17 protein-coding genes, 2 tRNA genes, 1 other RNA gene, 1 pseudogene and 1 other annotated feature are annotated in these 17,953 nt (G+C 32.9%); of the genes and pseudogenes, 6 read left to right on the top strand and 15 right to left on the bottom strand.

Translation table 11 applies throughout. The annotated features are described in order from the left end of the window. Positions 1–247: 247 nt before the first annotated feature. The 3 genes from HMPREF2811_RS01740 to tadA all read right to left on the bottom strand — a co-directional run bounded on the left by HMPREF2811_RS01740 (position 248) and on the right by tadA (position 1,981). Entirely contained in the window at positions 248–589 is a 342-nt protein-coding gene (locus HMPREF2811_RS01740) for a cupin domain-containing protein (RefSeq protein ID WP_071407838.1), read from the bottom strand. A gap of 371 nt (positions 590–960) precedes the next feature. After that, positions 961–1,049, bottom strand: an RNA gene (ffs, locus tag HMPREF2811_RS01735) — signal recognition particle sRNA small type. 398 nt (positions 1,050–1,447) lie between these two features. After that, positions 1,448–1,981 carry a tRNA adenosine(34) deaminase TadA gene (gene tadA / locus HMPREF2811_RS01730; protein ID WP_071407837.1) on the bottom strand — a complete coding sequence of 178 codons (534 nt, stop codon included), beginning with the start codon at positions 1,979–1,981 and terminating at the stop codon, positions 1,448–1,450. 440 nt (positions 1,982–2,421) lie between these two features. On the opposite strand from tadA, the gene HMPREF2811_RS01725 reads away from it, so the two are divergent. Continuing rightward, positions 2,422–3,291 carry a helix-turn-helix domain-containing protein gene (locus tag HMPREF2811_RS01725; protein WP_071407836.1) on the top strand — a complete coding sequence of 290 codons (870 nt, stop codon included), beginning with the start codon at positions 2,422–2,424 and terminating at the stop codon, positions 3,289–3,291. A gap of 183 nt (positions 3,292–3,474) precedes the next feature. After that, complete coding sequence (locus HMPREF2811_RS01720; protein WP_071407835.1) at positions 3,475–4,353, top strand: LysR family transcriptional regulator; 879 nt, start codon at positions 3,475–3,477, stop codon at positions 4,351–4,353. Positions 4,354–4,698: 345 nt separating this feature from the next. Here HMPREF2811_RS01720 and HMPREF2811_RS01715 read toward each other — a convergent pair whose 3' ends face one another. The 3 genes from HMPREF2811_RS01715 to HMPREF2811_RS01705 form a co-directional block, all read right to left on the bottom strand. After that, complete coding sequence (locus tag HMPREF2811_RS01715) at positions 4,699–7,200, bottom strand: ATP-dependent Clp protease ATP-binding subunit (protein ID WP_071407834.1); 2,502 nt, start codon at positions 7,198–7,200, stop codon at positions 4,699–4,701. 13 nt (positions 7,201–7,213) lie between these two features. Further along, positions 7,214–7,681, bottom strand: coding sequence for a CtsR family transcriptional regulator (locus tag HMPREF2811_RS01710; RefSeq protein ID WP_084801838.1), 468 nt, complete (start codon positions 7,679–7,681; stop codon positions 7,214–7,216). Positions 7,682–7,785: 104 nt separating this feature from the next. Then, positions 7,786–8,334: an ECF transporter S component gene (locus HMPREF2811_RS01705; RefSeq protein WP_071407833.1), complete on the bottom strand. Its 549-nt coding sequence runs from the start codon at positions 8,332–8,334 to the stop codon at positions 7,786–7,788. A 751-nt stretch (positions 8,335–9,085) separates the two neighbouring features. Between HMPREF2811_RS01705 and HMPREF2811_RS01700 the strand changes: the two genes are divergently transcribed. The 4 genes and pseudogenes from HMPREF2811_RS01700 to HMPREF2811_RS11890 form a co-directional block, all read left to right on the top strand. Next, positions 9,086–10,510, top strand: a complete 1,425-nt coding sequence (locus HMPREF2811_RS01700; RefSeq protein WP_084801836.1) for an SNIPE associated domain-containing protein — start codon at positions 9,086–9,088, stop codon at positions 10,508–10,510. A gap of 58 nt (positions 10,511–10,568) precedes the next feature. Beyond that, complete coding sequence (locus HMPREF2811_RS01695; RefSeq protein ID WP_071407832.1) at positions 10,569–11,471, top strand: Abi family protein; 903 nt, start codon at positions 10,569–10,571, stop codon at positions 11,469–11,471. Between the two features lie 36 nt (positions 11,472–11,507). Then, positions 11,508–11,699 carry a hypothetical protein gene (locus HMPREF2811_RS01690; RefSeq protein WP_071407831.1) on the top strand — a complete coding sequence of 64 codons (192 nt, stop codon included), beginning with the start codon at positions 11,508–11,510 and terminating at the stop codon, positions 11,697–11,699. Positions 11,700–11,718: 19 nt separating this feature from the next. Then, positions 11,719–11,904 (top strand): annotated as a pseudogene (locus tag HMPREF2811_RS11890) (tyrosine-type recombinase/integrase); the annotation flags it as partial. 69 nt (positions 11,905–11,973) lie between these two features. Here HMPREF2811_RS11890 and HMPREF2811_RS01685 read toward each other — a convergent pair. From HMPREF2811_RS01685 to rplA, 9 genes are all read right to left on the bottom strand, one after another. Beyond that, positions 11,974–12,059: transfer RNA gene (locus HMPREF2811_RS01685), tRNA-Leu, on the bottom strand. A gap of 37 nt (positions 12,060–12,096) precedes the next feature. Beyond that, a tRNA-Thr gene (locus tag HMPREF2811_RS01680) sits at positions 12,097–12,169 on the bottom strand. A gap of 81 nt (positions 12,170–12,250) precedes the next feature. After that, entirely contained in the window at positions 12,251–12,772 is a 522-nt protein-coding gene (msrA, locus tag HMPREF2811_RS01675) for a peptide-methionine (S)-S-oxide reductase MsrA (RefSeq protein ID WP_071407830.1), read from the bottom strand. An 11-nt stretch (positions 12,773–12,783) separates the two neighbouring features. Continuing rightward, positions 12,784–14,097, bottom strand: a complete 1,314-nt coding sequence (locus HMPREF2811_RS01670) for a D-alanyl-D-alanine carboxypeptidase family protein (protein WP_071407829.1) — start codon at positions 14,095–14,097, stop codon at positions 12,784–12,786. Further along, positions 14,098–15,216 carry a sensor histidine kinase gene (locus HMPREF2811_RS01665; protein ID WP_141749229.1) on the bottom strand — a complete coding sequence of 373 codons (1,119 nt, stop codon included), beginning with the start codon at positions 15,214–15,216 and terminating at the stop codon, positions 14,098–14,100. A 19-nt stretch (positions 15,217–15,235) separates the two neighbouring features. Then, positions 15,236–15,931 (bottom strand): response regulator transcription factor, encoded by a 696-nt coding sequence (locus HMPREF2811_RS01660; protein ID WP_071407827.1) that lies wholly within the window; start codon positions 15,929–15,931, stop codon positions 15,236–15,238. A gap of 175 nt (positions 15,932–16,106) precedes the next feature. After that, a complete protein-coding gene (gene rplL / locus HMPREF2811_RS01655; RefSeq protein ID WP_071407826.1) occupies positions 16,107–16,472 on the bottom strand; it encodes a 50S ribosomal protein L7/L12 in 366 nt (121 codons plus the stop codon). Between the two features lie 40 nt (positions 16,473–16,512). Then, positions 16,513–17,019 carry a 50S ribosomal protein L10 gene (gene rplJ / locus HMPREF2811_RS01650; RefSeq protein WP_071407825.1) on the bottom strand — a complete coding sequence of 169 codons (507 nt, stop codon included), beginning with the start codon at positions 17,017–17,019 and terminating at the stop codon, positions 16,513–16,515. A 31-nt stretch (positions 17,020–17,050) separates the two neighbouring features. Then, positions 17,051–17,175 (bottom strand) — a sequence feature (ribosomal protein L10 leader region). Between the two features lie 57 nt (positions 17,176–17,232). Continuing rightward, on the bottom strand, positions 17,233–17,922 hold the full coding sequence (rplA, locus tag HMPREF2811_RS01645) for a 50S ribosomal protein L1 (protein WP_066125047.1): 690 nt from the start codon (positions 17,920–17,922) through the stop codon (positions 17,233–17,235). Positions 17,923–17,953: the final 31 nt, after the last annotated feature.

Genomic DNA, 17,953 nt, shown 5'->3' with positions numbered 1-17,953 from the left:
GAGTAGGTCTCAAACAAGTCTTTAAGACGCAGATTGAGACCACTCAAACACTGCGCTTTTAATTTACGAACCTTTACTTAACTAAATTTATCACGTTTATGCCCAGCCACAACTTAATCATTTCTTCGATTCAATTGATTTGAACTATGTTTTATAGCGTTGGTATTAATCGCACAATAACAGTTTAAATTAACAAAAAATCAATGATTCAACCATTATGCTACTGATTAAATCACTGCTTGAATGTTTATAATAAATCGACACGGATTGGATTGAAAAAATCCATAAAAATTGAGTTTTCTGCTAATGGAATGCATCCATGTTCAACATTAGATCGAAGTGCTAATGTGTCACCTTCATGGACAATTCTTTCTTCTTGTTCACCATTTTCGTGAATAATTAAAAACTTGAATGTTCCTTTTTTAATATAAGTTATTTGTTCATGAAAATGCTTATGAGTCGCGATTGTTGAATTTTCATCAACTGGATGTTCAAACGCCAACTCCACTAACATGCTTCCGTCCAAAATTTGAGCAATACGTCTTTTAGAATTATCCGTTAATTGTACCCAGTCTTGATTAATTGCCATATTCATCCCCTACATAATATAAGTTTATTTTATCAAATAATTAAGATTTTGAATACATAGAGTATTCAACAGCGACATTGATAGGATTTAATTGTTTCTTTTTAACTATCGTTAAAAGGAAAATTCTACTCTGAAGTGGCTAAAATTAAACCATTAAAGTACGCCATTGAGCATCAGGAATACGAGAATTACTTATATAGTTTAGGAATAGCCATCAAAATCATAATCAACTTCATCGCTTTATACTTTTAGTATCATTATTCCTATCTATTCTTTACCGAATTTCGAATTTGAAATGCTTGCAAAATGCTCACAAATTGCGCACAAAACGAATTTTTTATTCAAGAATGTTGATATAATAAGTTTTGTAGACAAACAAAAAAGGCACATAACTTCATCACTTATAGCTGCTACCTTCCGGTCCTGACTCGATTCGTGAATCCGTTATTGCCTTTCTTTATTATAGCATATTTATTTTAAGAATTCCAATCTTTTTCATTATTAGATAATTATCGCTTTCGATAGTATCCCCATAAGGTTACACACACCTAAAACCCTTGAGGAAATCTGCCCTTAGTAATCTTCATTCTTTTTAAAATTTTATCAAGGAAGGGGGGTCATAACAGTCTATGAAAATCTCTTAAGTAGTCAAACAGATGTTATATAATAAAATGTCTGATAACTCTGTTACTTTTATTGCTCATGGTGTTTGTTGATATATAAATTAAGATTCATTTTTTGTGGCATCTGGTAATAAATTAATCTTAATTGCACCAAAAGAGCTAATAAACATCAACCATTGACTGTTGTTCGTAAATGTTGCTAGTTTATCCACAAAATACAGAAAGTTATCCACAGTTAATGTGTTAAATGTTGACAAATTTGTGGATAACTATTGTTCTTTGTGGATAACTTTTTCTTTTTTCGTAAGTTTCTGAAAAAATCAGTCAATTTTGCTCCACATTCATCTGCTAGTATTCCCGAAATAACTTCTGGTTGATGATTAAAACGAGGTTCTGCTAATAAATTGAGCACACTTCCTACACTGCCTGCTTTTGGATCATGGGCTCCATAGACCACTGTTTTAACTCGCGACAATATAATGGCACCTGCACACATGGCACATGGTTCTAACGTTACATATAGTGTCGCATCTTCTAATCGCCATTTTTCTAAAATTTGATTAGCTTGGTTGATGGCTAATAATTCAGCATGTGCAATCGCCCGTTTAGAAATTTCTCTTAAATTATATGCTTTAGCAACGACTTTGTTATCTACAACTATGATGGCACCGATGGGTACTTCTCCTTGCATTTCAGCTAATGAGGCTTCCATCATTGCTATTCGCATAAATTTTTCATGTTTCAACCGTTGTGTTTCAGTTAATTCCATTTCTTTGCGACTCCTTATGATTATCTATTTAGGCTAATAAAGATTATCCATAATTCTTTTAGCATAAAATTAAAGATGGTATATAGTTAAAATTGACATAATATTTGCTTCGGGTAGTCATCCTGCTTTTTAAATAGCCTTTATATAAACCATTCGTTAGTCATCTAGCACTATAGTTAAAAGTAAAATACAGTGATTCTCATCAAGTATGAGGATGGCTCTTTAATTTTTCCAACATGATTCCTCTTATCTTCAAGCCTATTACAAAAATTGAGTTTAATAAGCAGGATTTTCATACTCTGTATTATTTTATATGCCTAAGATCCATTCGACATTTTTTATTACATCCTTGTTTTTTGTTGCATTCTTTCTCTAAAAATATACTTTCAAGCTGCACTTATGGTACACTATTAATAACTAATTTTCAAGGAGAGGATATTTTGATAAATTCCATTATACAGCTCTTTCCAGAAGCGCTGATTAATCCAACAAATGTTGAGGATTTGAGACAGACGCATCATATTATTACCGTTGAAAGTCAAATAATGGCGATTCCTTTTTCTTCCTTATCTCATAAAGAAATATCGTTACTTAACATTGTCAGTGATCAAGGTGACATTATTCCAATTACTCGAAACTCTCATTGGCAAAACTTTCTGGAAAAAAAATCAAGTAATATGCCAATTATTTCAGGAAATCTTCAAATTTTACATATCAATTTCAGAAAATTACCAGAAAACTTTGACGATGAACTTTGGTTTAATACACTAAAGGAATCAAACCATCAGATTATTGATTGGTTTACTAAAAATGAGCGTCGATATAGTGTTGTTTTAAGAATCAAACCCAACGATGAAATCTCATTTGATCAACTCCTTGGTGTTATTCAATCGTTAGATGCTGATTTTGATACAGTAACTCAAGCAGTTATTGGTTTAGTCCATCAATTATCAGTCAACTTACCCATGCGTTATGAGGAAGAACTTGCTATTGTTGAACAAAGTTTTCAAACGGAATTATTAGGAGTATTAACTCAAATTACACCCGTCTTATTAAAACAAATTGGCAAAAAAACGCTCAGCGATTTACCCCTATTGACTCCTTTGAAACAAGTTATTATGAATAATACGGAATATTCTTCTCTGATTGAAACATTATTTGAAAATCAAGGAAACTTGTCCCAAACTGCTGATAAACTCTTTATTCATCGGAATACTTTAACTTATCGTTTACAAAAATTTTATAAAGAAACAGGCATGCAATTACAATATTTACCTGATTTAATGATTTGCTTCCTCTGCCTTTCCTAGTACCTTTTTTATTACAACTCTTAGTCGCTTCTTTGAAATGATTAGAGTTCCTGATATTTTTATTACATTATTCTAGTGTTCGATAAATTATTAAATAGTGCTTATAATAGGCTTTTATGCTATAATAATGAATGAATTCAACATTAAATTTTTTGATACTCACTGAATATTTTGGAGGTTATTATGAACTTACGAGACTTAGAATATTTCAAATATTTAGCTGAAAGTTTGAGTTTCACTAAAACAGCTGAACATTTTTTTGTGTCTCAACCTTCTATTTCGATTGCTTTAAAAAGATTAGAAGATGAATTTGAGACCACTTTAATTCAAAGAGAACGATCAGCTAAAAATATCCATTTAACACCGACTGGACATACCTTATACCAACGCACTATCGATATGCTAGGTTTATATGCCCAAACGAAGCTAGAAATTAAAGCAGTGGGGATTGATACGATTCAGCTAGGTTTAGTTCCATCAATTGGAAATTTATTTTTACCTCAACTTTTAGCTAATGCCAATGATTATTTACAAAGCTTAAAATTAATTGAAGAAAATACAACCGATGCATTATTTGATTCATTAAGAAAACAAAAATTCTCAATCGCGATTATTGCTCACGATCAACCAACATTTGCTAATCAGTGGATTGATACTTTTCCTATTGCGAAAAGCCCGCTAAAGTTATTTGTCTCACAAAACCATCCTTTAGCCAGATATCGTGAACTAAGCTTAATGGAACTAGTTAATTTACCTTATGTTTCTTTATCAAACGGTACTATCCATGAAAAATTATTCCAAAATTGGACCACAACGAATCAATTATCATTGGATAATGTGTTTTACTGCAATGATATGAATACCCTCACTTCACTTGTTGCATCTGGTGAGAGGGTCGCACTTTTAATGGAAAAGGTCTCTCTAAATCGTGATGATTTAGTTGCAATTCCGATTAAAAACCCACCAGTTGGTTACTTGAATTTAGTTATTAACAATGAAATGGTATTATCAGATACGCAAAAAGCTTTTAATGAACTATTAATTAAAAGTATTGAGAGTTAATCAATAGCGTTTATAGCGTTATATCAAAAAATGAATAAAGAAAAAGAGTTAGAACCTATTCCTATTGGAGTGAACTGACCCCCTAAAGTTGGATTTTCTTGGTCCAACTTTAGGGGGTCAGTTCAGAGTAGTCCTAACTCTTTTTTTTGCGATAAAATTTATTATCCTTTTGATGCTAATTTTTTGTAAAATTGCATCCTGACAGTAGCAAGCAAATAAAAAATATTTTGATATTGATTGCATGAAAGACTATCATATCAGTGATTCCCAAAGTGAGAGTCATTGCTATCATTTTTGGGAGTCACTGTCGAATGATTATCTTGATTTGTTAAATGAATGACTCGATTATTTACTTTGCTCTTTACTACGGTTATTAATATTTATCGAACCACTTCTACCACCAATCGTGATTTTGTCACCTAAGGCAATTGTACCACTTAATAGTAGTTCACTTAATTCATCTTCAATTTGTTTTTGAATAGCGCGTCGAATTGGTCTTGCACCATACTCTGGATCAAACCCTGCTTCAGCAATAATATCGACTGCGGTATCCGTTACACGGGCTTCAATTTCTAATTCTTCTAAACGTTTCACAATTTCAGCAGTATGTAATTTAACAATCTCGCGAATATTTTCCTTACTTAATGAGTGGAAGACAACAGTCTCATCAATACGGTTTAAGAATTCTGGACGGAATGCACGTTTTAATTCTTCACGTATTCTAGATTCCATCGCTTCATGGTTTTGTGTTACTGATACTGCACCAAACCCAACTGATTTTTCATCCCTTAAGGCTGTTGCTCCTAAATTGGAAGTCATAATAATAATAGTGTTTCTAAAGTCTACTTTTCGACCTTTACCATCTGTTAAATGACCATCATCAAATACTTGTAATAAAATATTAAACACATCTGGATGAGCTTTTTCGACCTCATCTAATAAAATAACGCTATACGGTTTTTGACGTATTTTTTCAGTCAATTGCCCTGCTTCTTCATACCCCACATATCCTGGAGGTGATCCTACTAAACGAGAGACACTATGTTTTTCCATATATTCGGACATATCAACCCGAATCATACTATCTTCGCTACCAAACATTGCTGTCGCTAAGGTTTTAGCTAATTCTGTTTTTCCTACACCAGTAGGGCCTAAAAATAGGAATGATCCAATTGGACGTTTTGGCGATTTCAAACCACTACGGGCTCTACGAATCGCTCTGGCAACAGCTTTGACCGCTTCATCTTGCCCAATTACACGTTCATGTAATTCAGCTTCTAGATTAATCAATCGTTTGCTTTCGCTTGATTCCATTTGTTGAACTGGCACTCCCGTCGCTAAAGCAACTACTTGCGCCACATCTTGCGCTGTTACTTTCAATTGTGTTACAGTTGAATCGGTTTTTGCTTTGTCCTTGGCTTTATCAAGTTCCGCTAATTGCTCCTCTAGAGCCACTTCTTTTTCTCTTAAATTTGCGGCTTCTTCAAAATCACGATTTAGAATGGCGGCTTCTTTTTTATTGCCAATTTCTGCTAACTGATGCTCAATTGTTTCAGTCGTGACTTTGTTTGGCATAATCGCAGAATCAATACGCACACGTGCAGAAGCTTCATCAATTAAATCTACCGCTTTATCCGGCAAGCGTCTTGCTGTCATATAGCGCGAACTTAATTTTACTGCGGCATCAACTGCTTCGTCAGTAATTTCGACTTTATGGTGATCTTCATATTTTTCTTTTAGACCATTAATAATTAAGATAGATTCCTCTTGACTAGGCTCATCAATTTGTACTTTAGAGAAACGTCTTTCTAGTGCGGCATCTTTTTCAATGTATTTTTGGTATTCGTCTAAAGTAGTGGCGCCTACTACTTGTATTTCTCCGCGAGCTAAAGCCGGTTTTAATATATTGGAAGCGTCAATTGCTCCTTCAGCTCCCCCGGCACCGATTAAGGTATGCAATTCGTCAATGAACAGAATAATATTACCGTCTTCAGCAATTTCTTCGATGATTTTTTTCATACGCTCTTCAAATTCACCGCGATATTTCGTTCCTGCTACTAATGCTCCCATATCTAACATAATTAAACTTTTCTTAGCGATGTCTTGAGGAACATCTCCTTGAATCATTCTTTGAGCTAATCCTTCTGCTATCGCTGTTTTACCGACACCTGGTTCCCCAACTAAGACCGGATTGTTTTTGGTTCTACGACTGATAATTTGCACAATTCGGTGAACCTCTTTTTCACGGCCAATCACCGGATCCAATTCATTTTGTCTAGCTAGCTCAGTTAAATCTCTAGAAACTGAATCAAGTGTTGGTGTTTTAGACGTCTTTTGTGCCTCTTTATTGTTACGAGGATTTCTTCTACGTCGATTGTTACCACCACTGGTTGGGTCTTGACTAGCTAAGCCAATTAATTCATAAATTGTCTTACGTAATTCATCGAAATCGACACCAATGTTTCTTAGTAAAACCGTTGCTAAAATTTCTTCTTTTAAAATACCTAATAATAAATGCTCGGTTCCAACTTTTGGTGCGCCCAATCGTTTCGCATCATTGGAAGCATTCATAATAACTTTTTTCGCACGTGGAGAATAAGGTATAACTCTTTCAGCATTGAGTCGTGGTTGGCTAAATTTTCCATGAATGGCTTCTAATTCTAAAATCAATTCATTGAAAGTTGCACCATGTTCTCTTAATGCTTTTCCAGCAATTCCAGTTTCTTCACGAGATAAACCTAATAATATATGTTCTGTGCCGACTGCTTGATGTTGCATATAATAAGCTTGTTCTGCCGCATAAATCATCGCTTGTCGTGCACTTTCTGTAAATAGTTCTTCAAACATTTTTATTCACCTCTTATTCGTATGTATAACGGAGTTGGTATAGAAAAGTTTTTAATAATTGAGCTCTCGCTATTTGTTCTTCCTCCGTTATTGTTTGTAAAACAGCTTTTTCAATTACAGACAAAATCAAAGCAGCTTCCCTTTGAGTTATAATCTTTCTTTCAGTTAAAGTTTCGATGATATTGATACCGTTTCGCTGACTTATCTGATTTCCAATTAAATCAATCATTTGATCGATTTCATCTACTTCATCTACCAAATGGACTTTAAGTATCCGGATATAACCTCCGCCACCTCTTTTACTTTCCACTAAGTATCCATGTTCTTGAGTAAAACGCGTATTAATAACATAATTTATTTGCGAAGGAACACAATCAAATCGATCAGCAATGTCACTTCGCTTAATTTCAAGATGTTCTTGATTTTCTAAATACGCTTTTAAATATGCTTCAATAATATCCGACATATTTCGTTGGGTCACAGTCTCGCCTCCTTTAACATTGACTTTCTTTGACCATTATACAATAATAATTCCTCTTTGAAAAGAGGAACGACTTAAATTCTTATATTTCGGTCATTATTTGGTTAATTTGCTTTCGATCCTTGATAATTTACTGCATATCGTTGGAATAATTTATTCAATAATGGGAATAATAAGATGAAAAACACCACATTTCCGGCTGAATGAGCAAAATCGAAAGGTAATCCATTTAAATAATAAACCCAAAAATTTTCTACTTGTATTAAAAAGGTCCACAACCACGAAATACTAAAACCAAACAATATACCAGCGATACCCGTAACTAATGCTCGACTACCAAATAATATATAATCACTTTTAACCATTTTTTCTAAAAATCTATTACTGAAATAGACAAAAATAACGACGATAAGATAGCTTATAATTTGTAATATTACCCATGACCCCATTCCCAAAATAAGATTTGAAACTAGCATCGTCAAAGAAGATATGATAACGCCATCTTTGAAACCTAATAAAATAGTCACAATTGCAATAATAGCTGTAACGGGTTGTACATTCGGTATGAATGCAAAGAAAATTCTCCCCACCACACATAATGTTGTTAGTAAAGCAACTTGCGTGATCCATAATGTAAGACTTTTTTGTTTCATCAATTTATTCCCACTCCTTACGGCATTCAAAAATGCCTTTATCAATTTATATTCTCTCACTATTATACCCGGAAAGAAAGGCATTGTGTTCAAAATATTAATTAAATAAATATTTTTTTGATGATTATAACGGGAGTTGGCCAGAAGTAGAAAATTGAATAATTTTCGCTTCGTCGGCCTACCCCCGCACAGTTGAGTGGTCTCAATCTGCGTCTTAATGACTTGATTGAGACCACTCAACCAATGCGCTTTTATTTTAATAACAATAACTTGATTGAGTTTACCAAATTTATCTTTAACCTCATTAAAACGCAGTTTGAGGCCATTCGACCACTGCGCTTTTAATTAGCGAGCAATCATCTAAGAATTATTATTCATAATGACTACTAATACTACTAATACTACTAATAATTGATAAACTTCCAAACTAAAGAGTTTTTTATTAATACGTAGTCAAAAAAAGACCCCAGTTGCTACTACAACTGAAGTCTAAGAAACACTGATAGATCAATGTTTAAATGATGCCGAGGACCGGAATCGAACCGGTACGGGTGTCACCACCCGCAGGATTTTAAGAATTATTTTCACACTAATTTAAGTTTTTGTGCAGTAAATCATTCTATTTCTCTTAATTTACGTATAAATTTGTAGCAATTATGATACTTTCTATTTACAAGGGTGTATGGACTGTCTCTAAATGAAATTGTACAATATATACAACGAAAGATTATTTCAGTTAGGAGTAATAATAATGAACAAAATAAGAAAAATATTTGCTATATTTTTATTAATACTAATTCTAATTTTACTATCAATTATTCGTAGTTTTTTTATTGAACAAGCTTGGATAGAGTTTTTTATCGGCTTATTATTAATTGCTCTTTTAGGATACCTTTGGTATATTATTTTTCCTTCAAAAACAAAGGTTCAATCGATATTAACAGAAATTTTTAAAATTAAATATCAGTTTGAGAATACTAAAGTGCCAAAAACAACAAATATAAATAATAATTCAATAATTGTTGAAAAAAAATCCAGTAATTTAATTACTAATATCAGAGAAAAACAATTAGATTCAAGTATAAACGACAAGAAAAGAATTTTAAGTGAGTTAAAACAACAAATAGCAATAGCAAACGAAGAGTTAGAGTACATAGAATATGGATTGTATAAAAGAAAATATAAATTTTCAGATTCTATAAAATATAAAGAAGCATTAGATAGAATTCGACAACGTGAAAAAAATTTAATAAAATCTGATTATGCCGGTATTATTATACAACCAATGATGTTAAACAACAGTGCTTCTAGAGGAAAAGCAATGCAAAAACAATTAATTAAAGCAATGATTAGGGGCTTTAATGGTGAAGCTGATACCCTTTTGGCTTCAATCAATGTTTCAAATCTGGATAGAAAAATTCAATCTTTAAATAGAATTTTTGAACAAATAAACAAGCTCTACACACGGAATGAGATACAAATAAGTTCAGCATATCTCAAGTTAAAAAAGGAAGAGTTAGAATTAGCAGCTGAGTATGAACTTATGAAGCTACAAGAAAAAGATATGCTTCGCGAGCAAAGAGAAAAAGAAAGGGAAGATAAGAAACTTCAACTAGAAATTAGAAAAAAAAGACAACAGCTAGAAAAGGACAGAACGCATTATAAACAAATGATCGATAATGTTGAATTAATGTTAAAAGGAGCAGATAAAACCACAAAAGAAACACTATTAAAACAATTATCTGAATATCAAGATAAAATATCAGAATTGGATGAACTCGAAGAAGATATTGATTATCGTGAGGGCCATGCTACTGCTGGTTATGTTTACGTCATTTCAAACATTGGATCATTCGGTGATGAAGTATATAAAATCGGTGTTACCCGTCGATTAGAACCTTTAGAAAGAATAGCTGAATTAAGTAGTGCATCCGTACCTTTTAGATTTGATGTTCATGCCCTAGTATTTAGCGAAAATGCATTTGGACTTGAAGCTGAACTACATAGGGAATTGGATAAATATAGAGTTAATAAAATAAACAACAGAAAAGAATATTTTAAAGTTCCATTTACAAAAATCAAAGAGATATTAAACTCACATAAAGAATTAGCTGTTGAATTCACCGAGGAAGCAGAAGCTTATGAATACAAACAAAGCTTAATTTTAGAACAATAAACTTGGTTATAAGCCACACCTGTGGATAACAAAAAATTATAAAGAGAGGAGGAAAACTGTGGAAGAAAATAAACCAAAACTTTCGTTTGATGACTTATTTAATAAACTTGATGAGAGAGGTATTTCAAATAAATTTCATACAAAAGAACAAATCATAGAAATATTTTCTGAACGAAATTATTATTACAGATTAATTAGTTATCGAAAAAACTATAGAAAGAATACTAAATCAAATAAGTATATCGGTCTAGATTTCAAAGCACTAGAAGATTTGGCTTCTATTGACACATATTTAAGAGAATATTTATTGCACTTATGTCTTGATATTGAACATTTGTTAAAAACGAAGTTAATGACTCATATTACTTTCAACAGTTCAGAAGATGGGTATAATTTAGTTTCAGATTTTGAAAAGCTATTCCCTGAACAATTTAACAAAAGCAAAATGCAATTTGAAAAAAATAATTATAAAAAAGATATGTTTCAAAAGCGAACCATAACTTCTGTTTGGGTATTTTTAGAAATTATAGATTTTGGAACTTTGATTAAATTCATAAGATTCTATACAGAAAAATATCCAGAATTTGAATCAATAATAAAATACAAACATTTATATTTCATCAAAAATATTAGAAATGCTTGTGCTCATAACGATGTGTTTTTAATAAATTTATTTCACCCAACTAGTGAGATGAAGTATAGAAATCCAGTTGTAGTTTCATTCGCTAGCTTAATGAATATAGAAAACAAATATTTAATTTACAACAAAATAAATGATATTGTAATGCTTCATTTTTTGCACAATAAATTTTCTTCTAGCTCTTTAAGAAACAGAAGAATAAAAGAAGGTCAGCTAGTTTTAGAACGATTTAAGAATAATATATTCATTCATACACACTCAAGTGATGTACATCAATTCTTAAAAATTTTTAGCAAATGTGTTGACTATCATACGCAATAATGTTAATGTGTTATTGAAGAAACAAGGGAAGAAACCTTGGCTCATTTATGGGTTCAGCCAACACTACGGTGTTGGCATTTTTTTATTTTATATTGGCAATCAGATAAAAAAGTAAAAAACACAATTAAAGAAAACAAAACCATAAAGCAAGACAAGATATTTATTTTTGTTCATCTTGATAATGATGCGTTTTTTGGAAATGAAGCCAGAACAACTATACGTGGTTAAAACAACATAAGCGCAATAAGTTACTATCCACGATTTCAGACACACTCATTGCAGCCTACTATTCGAAGTAGGAGTAACAAGTAAAGAGGTTTAAGATAGATTGGGGCACTCCTCTATTGGAACTACAATGAATATTTATAGTCACGTTACGAAATCAAAACGTGAAGAAGTTGCTGAAAAATATGCCCAATTTATTAATACATAGTCAAAAAAAGACCCCAGTTGCTACTACAACTGAAGTCTAAGAAACACTGATAGATCAATGTTTAAATGATGCCGAGGACCGGAATCGAACCGGTACGGGTATCACTACCCGCAGGATTTTAAGTCCTGTGCGTCTGCCAGTTCCGCCACCCCGGCAAAGGATATTTTGGAACCTTTGATTATTACTAATCAATGCCGGCTAAAGGACTTGAACCCTCGACCCTCTGATTACAAATCAGATGCTCTACCAACTGAGCTAAGCCGGCCTGTGAAAGTGACTCACAACATGATTAATAATACCTTATTTACATCTATATTGTCAATACAAATTATGACATTTTTACGAATTATTGCTGAAATCTTTCAATAAATTGGTCTCTTCCGGAACCTTGTCGATACCGTTGATAATGAGTCGGATTTTTCTTATAAAAATCCTGATGATAATCTTCAGCAACAAAAAATTCTGTTGCTTCAGTAATCGGTACTACAATTGGTTTTGAAAATCGTTGACTCAAATCTAAATGCTCTTTAGATTGTTCAGCTAATTCTTTTTGTTCAGGAGTTGTATAAAATATTTCTGGTCGATACGAAGAGCCGCGATCCACAAATTGTCCTTCTAAATCCGTAGGATCAATGACAGACCAGTATACTTCTAATAGCTTTTGATAAGAAATTATCGCTGGATCATATATAATTTTTACCGCTTCAGTGTGACCAGTCATTCCTGTTTTTACTTGTTCATAACTTGGTTTCATAACATGACCACCTGTATAACCTGATTCGACTGAAATAACTCCTGGCCACTGATCAAATGGATGCACCATACACCAAAAACAACCTCCAGCAAAAATAGCGACTTCTTGACTCATTTATATCACCTCTAATTAAATATGTTAGTAAAAAATTTTCGAATTGCTTCGATTATCGTTATAATAAATCTCATTACTGATTGTAAGAATTTTCCAAAAATTGATTTTTCAGGTATCGATTCATTCGCCACTACCTGTACTTCACTGTTTTGAGCCGTTGGTAAGTACTCGATGGTATAATGTTGAAAATCCATTTTTAATGTTCCTAAAAATTCTCCTTTATCTATTGGAGCGGTTATATAATTTTGGTATCCTGTTTTCTCTTCATTAGGTATAAATTGATAATCAATGTTTAATTGATTATCGCCTTTTGGTACACTGAGTACGAAATCATCTGTATAGATAGAATGTATGACATCTCTCGTACCACCATCTACATTTATTACAGGGATTTCATCGGTCAAACTCTCTTTTTTTACAATAATCTTCGTTTCAAAACTGCTCTTAGCATATTGTATCAATTGTTCAACAGGATAATAGGGGTCTTCTAGATTCTCTGACACACCAATTACTACTGCTAAATAGGTCGTCTCTTGATCGGTGCTACTTATCACTTGATTATAGCCATTTTGCGGAGCATAGCCAATAAACATTCCATTGACTGACAGTTTGGTGTCTTTTAATAATGGATTATTGCTTGTTGTTTGAAAAGCATCATCTGTATCTGCTTTAAAATTTAATTCCTTAGTTGAGGCATATTCTAAATATTGTGGATAATCTTTGTATAATCTGAAAGCCACTGTTGTAATAGCCTCCGCACTCATTTTATTAGTTTGACCTTGATACTCTTCTACACCTCTCTGATAGTCATTAGGTAACCCCAAACTATCAACAAATTGATAATTTGAAAGTTGCCATTCACTTAACTTTTGTTCCATTAATTTTATAAATTCTGCTTCATTGGATGCAATTTTTTCAACTAGAGCCAACGCTGCACCATTCGCATTTTTTACTGCGATGGCCGTTATTAATTCTTCTACCGTATATGAAAAATCCTGTCTTAAAGGAACGTTCGGTATATCATAATCTTGACTGAGCTCATAAGCAGCATTAGAAATAGGGACTATATCCTCTAAATTAATTTTTTCTGTTTCAATTTGTTCAAAAACTATATATAGCAGTAATAATTTTGACAAGGATCCAATTTCTAAAAGGTCTTCGGAATTTTTATTAAAGAGAACCTGCCCATTATCGCCATTGATTAACATCATAGACTGAGCAGGTAAATTTTCAATATTTAATTCTTGAGCACTGACTAAACTATGTCTTGGTAGCACCAGTAATACAGATAATAATAAAATCAATATCTTATTAATCATCTTCATTTATAATCTACTCATCTCGATTCTAAATATCATTTCGTTATTCTCAATCATAGCATAAATGATACCATTATGTAACTCTACAATATTTCTAGCGATTCCTAAACCGAGACCCGTCCCAGGAATAGCAGAATTTCTTGAGGTATCTGCCCGATAACTTCTTTGGAAAACTTTTTCCAATTCTTCTAATTTTAGAAGCTCACCATTATTGACTACATCCATAATAATCTGGTCATCATCTATTAGGTTAGCATTCATTTTTATTTTAGTGGCACCATGTCCATATTTTAGCGCATTTGATAATAAGTTATTAAATACTCGTGCCATTTTTTCTGGGTCAAAATGAACAATTAAGTTTTTAGGCATCACATTGATTTCAATTTCAATATTTTTTTCAGCTGCTTCTAATTCAAATTCTGCTGCCAGTTGTTCAAAGAAAAAATCTAGATGAACTTCTTCAGGGGTAACTTCATATGAAACTAATCTCGAAGCGGCGTAATCAAACAAATCATTGACCATCACTTGCATGCTCATTGCTTTTTTATAAGCAATATGAGTATATTCTAGTAACTGTTCTTCTGAATGATACCGTTTGTTTTCAATTAAACCTAGGTAGCCGATGATAGAGGTTAAAGGGGTTCTTAAATCATGCCCCACATTGGCGATTAACTCATCTTTAGTCTTTTCTATTCGACGTTCTTCCTCCATCGCATGAACCGTACTATCAACCAAAGAGTTAACACTCCGTACAATTTCTGATAATTCATCAATCTGCATATCTGGAATTCTTAATTGATAATTTCCTCTCGCAATATAAGTTAAGTATTCCAAAAGATGATTCAAGTGGATAGTAGAAATCTTACGCTTCATCTGCCAATATGTCAGTCCTATTCCTAAAAAAATCATCACAACAGCAAAAGATTGTTTTGCTAATTCTAACTTTGCAGGAGTCCACTTAAAATATTCATAAGCAGTCATTTCTTCTTCACCATACATACCTATAGGCAGACTTAAGACCTCAATAAACAGGAGTGTGACACTCAAGTATAAAAAGTAAAATACCCCCATGGTAAGTAAAATTTCTAACACTAATTCAACTATTTCGTGTCGTCTAAATTTCACTGTAGGTAGTCTATCTTGACTAAGCTTCAATTTTATACCCAACACCCCATACTGTACGGATTACTTTTTCACCACCAGTCGCTTCCTCAACCTTATCTCTTAAGTGACTAACGTGAACCATAACCGTTTTGGCACTGACAACACTTTCTTGATTCCAAACAGCTTCAAAAATTTCATTCGCACTAAATACGCGATTAGGATGACTCGCTAATAAAAATAAAATTCCAAATTCTATTGCTGTAAGTTGAATTTGAACACCAGAAAGAGTTGTAACTTCATGAGATTCCTTCTTAATTTCCAGTGGACCCACCATGATGGTATCTGGTACTTCTGGTTGCATATAATTTTGTTGGCGTCTTAAAATAGATTTAATTCTCGCAACAACTTCTAATGGATTAAATGGTTTGGTGATATAATCATCGGCACCACTAATTAATCCTTGTATTTTATCTGTATCTGATGATTTAGCACTTACCATGATAACAGGCAAGCTCTTTTGGTTTTTCCGAATATATGATAAAACTTTCAAACCATCCACTTGCGGAATCATAATATCCAATAATACCATATTTAGATTTGTTTCTTCCTCTAAAATATTTAACGCTTGTTGACCATTATAGGCTTTTAAAACCTCGTAACCTTCGTTTTGTAAATAAATATTAAGCAACTCCACAATTTCACGATCATCATCTACTATTAAAATTTTTGTATTCATCACTTCACTTCCTTCTTCAATACTCTACTCTATTATACCTATTTTTTTTAAATAGTGTTAAAAAATCATTTAAAATAATAAATTCTTAGGAAAATTTTATTTCATAGCAAAAAAAAAAGAATGATGATTGCCATCATTCCTTTCTTATTTGTATAAAATAATAATCTATCGAAGATTATTTTACTTCTACAGAAGCTCCAACTTCTTCTAATGAAGCTTTTAATGCTTCAGCGTCTTCTTTAGATACGCCTTCTTTAATTGCTTTAGGAGCGTTGTCAACTAATTCTTTAGCTTCTTTTAATCCTAAACCAGTAGCTTCACGAACTGCTTTAATAACTTTGATTTTTGAGTCTCCAGCAGATGCTAAGATAACGTCAAATTCAGTTTTTTCTTCAGCAGCAACACCACCAGCAGCAGCTACAGCTACAGGAGCAGCAGCAGTTACGCCAAATTCTTCTTCGATTGCTTTTACTAAGTCATTTAATTCGATAATTGTTGCTTCTTTAATTTCAGCAATAATGTTTTCAATATTTAAAGCCATTTATATTTCCTCCGTTTATGTTTTTATATGTAATAATTGATTATGCTGCGTCGTCTTCTTTAGATTCAGCCACAGCTTTGATAGCCAATGCAGTATTGCGAACTGGCGCTTGTAATACAGAAAGTAACATTGATAATAATCCATCGCGGTCTGGTAATTTCGCTAAAGCGTTAATATCTTCAGCTGAAGAAACTTCACCTTCAATTAAACCACCTTTGATTGATAAATGTTCTACTTTATCAGCAAATTCTGCAACAATTTTAGCAGGTGCCACTACTTCAGATTCAGAATAAACGATAGCTGATGGTCCTACGAAAACTGAGTCCATACCTTCGATACCTGCTTCTGCTGCCGCACGACGTAAAATTGTGTTTTTAACAACTTTCATGTAAACATCGTTTTCACGTAATTCTTTACGTAAATTAGTAACTTCTTCAACAGTTAAACCTAATGAGTCTACAACGACTACTGATGCAGCTGCTTTTAATTTCTCTGCAACTTCTGTTACTTCTGCTTGTTTTTTCATGATTACTGTTTCTTTTGTCATAAGTTTCACCTCCGTCTTATTGAGCTAGAGATTTTCAAAAAAAAAATCTCTATGTCACCTTAGACACAGAGAGAGAGATCCATAAATTCGGAACTTCCTCGGCAAGAAATTAAGGCGTTCGCCACTTGCTGTCTACGGTAGTTTAACACTTTATATATAATACAAAAAAGAATATTATAAGTCAACCCCTAAATGAGGTTGACTTTCATTTTTTTAAATTGTTGTTGGATCGATTTTAATTCCAGGGCCAAATGTAGTACTTAAAGCTAAGTTAGTGATATAAGTACCTTTAGCAGTAGCTGGTTTTAAGCGAACGATTTGATCGTGTAATGCTTTAAAGTTATCTGCTAATTTAGCATCTTCAAATGATACTTTACCAATTGGCACGTTTACGATACCTGCTTTGTCAGCACGGTAAGTAACTTGTCCTGCTTTAATGTCTTCAACAGCTTTAGTAACATCCATTGTTACAGTACCTGTTTTAGGGTTAGGCATTAATCCTTTAGGTCCTAATACACGACCTAAACGACCTACTTGACCCATCATATCAGGTGTTGCTACCATCACATCAAAGTCTAACCAACCATCATTAATTTTATCGATTAAGTCAGCTTCACCAACAAAATCAGCACCTGCTGCTTCTGCTTCTTTAGCTTTTTCGCCACGAGCGATAACTACAACACGAGAAGTTTTTCCTGTACCGTGTGGTAATACCATAGCCCCACGAATTTGTTGATCAGCTTTTTTTACGTCAATGTTTAAATTGTATGAAACTTCAACAGTCGCGTCAAATTTTGCGAAGTCGATTTCTTTTGCTAAAGCGATAGCTTCAGTCATGTCATATTTTTTAGTGCGGTCAACTTTTTCTAAAGCTGCACTAAAGTTCTTGCTTTTTTTAGCCATTTTTTATTTTCCTCCTATACTTGTGGTTATA

It is taken from the genome of Globicatella sp. HMSC072A10 (assembly GCF_001811625.1).
In the GTDB taxonomy this organism is placed as follows: domain Bacteria; phylum Bacillota; class Bacilli; order Lactobacillales; family Aerococcaceae; genus Globicatella; species Globicatella sanguinis.
The sequence above is the reverse complement of the archived record's forward strand: the minus strand, read 5'-3'. Positions and strand labels throughout refer to the sequence as shown.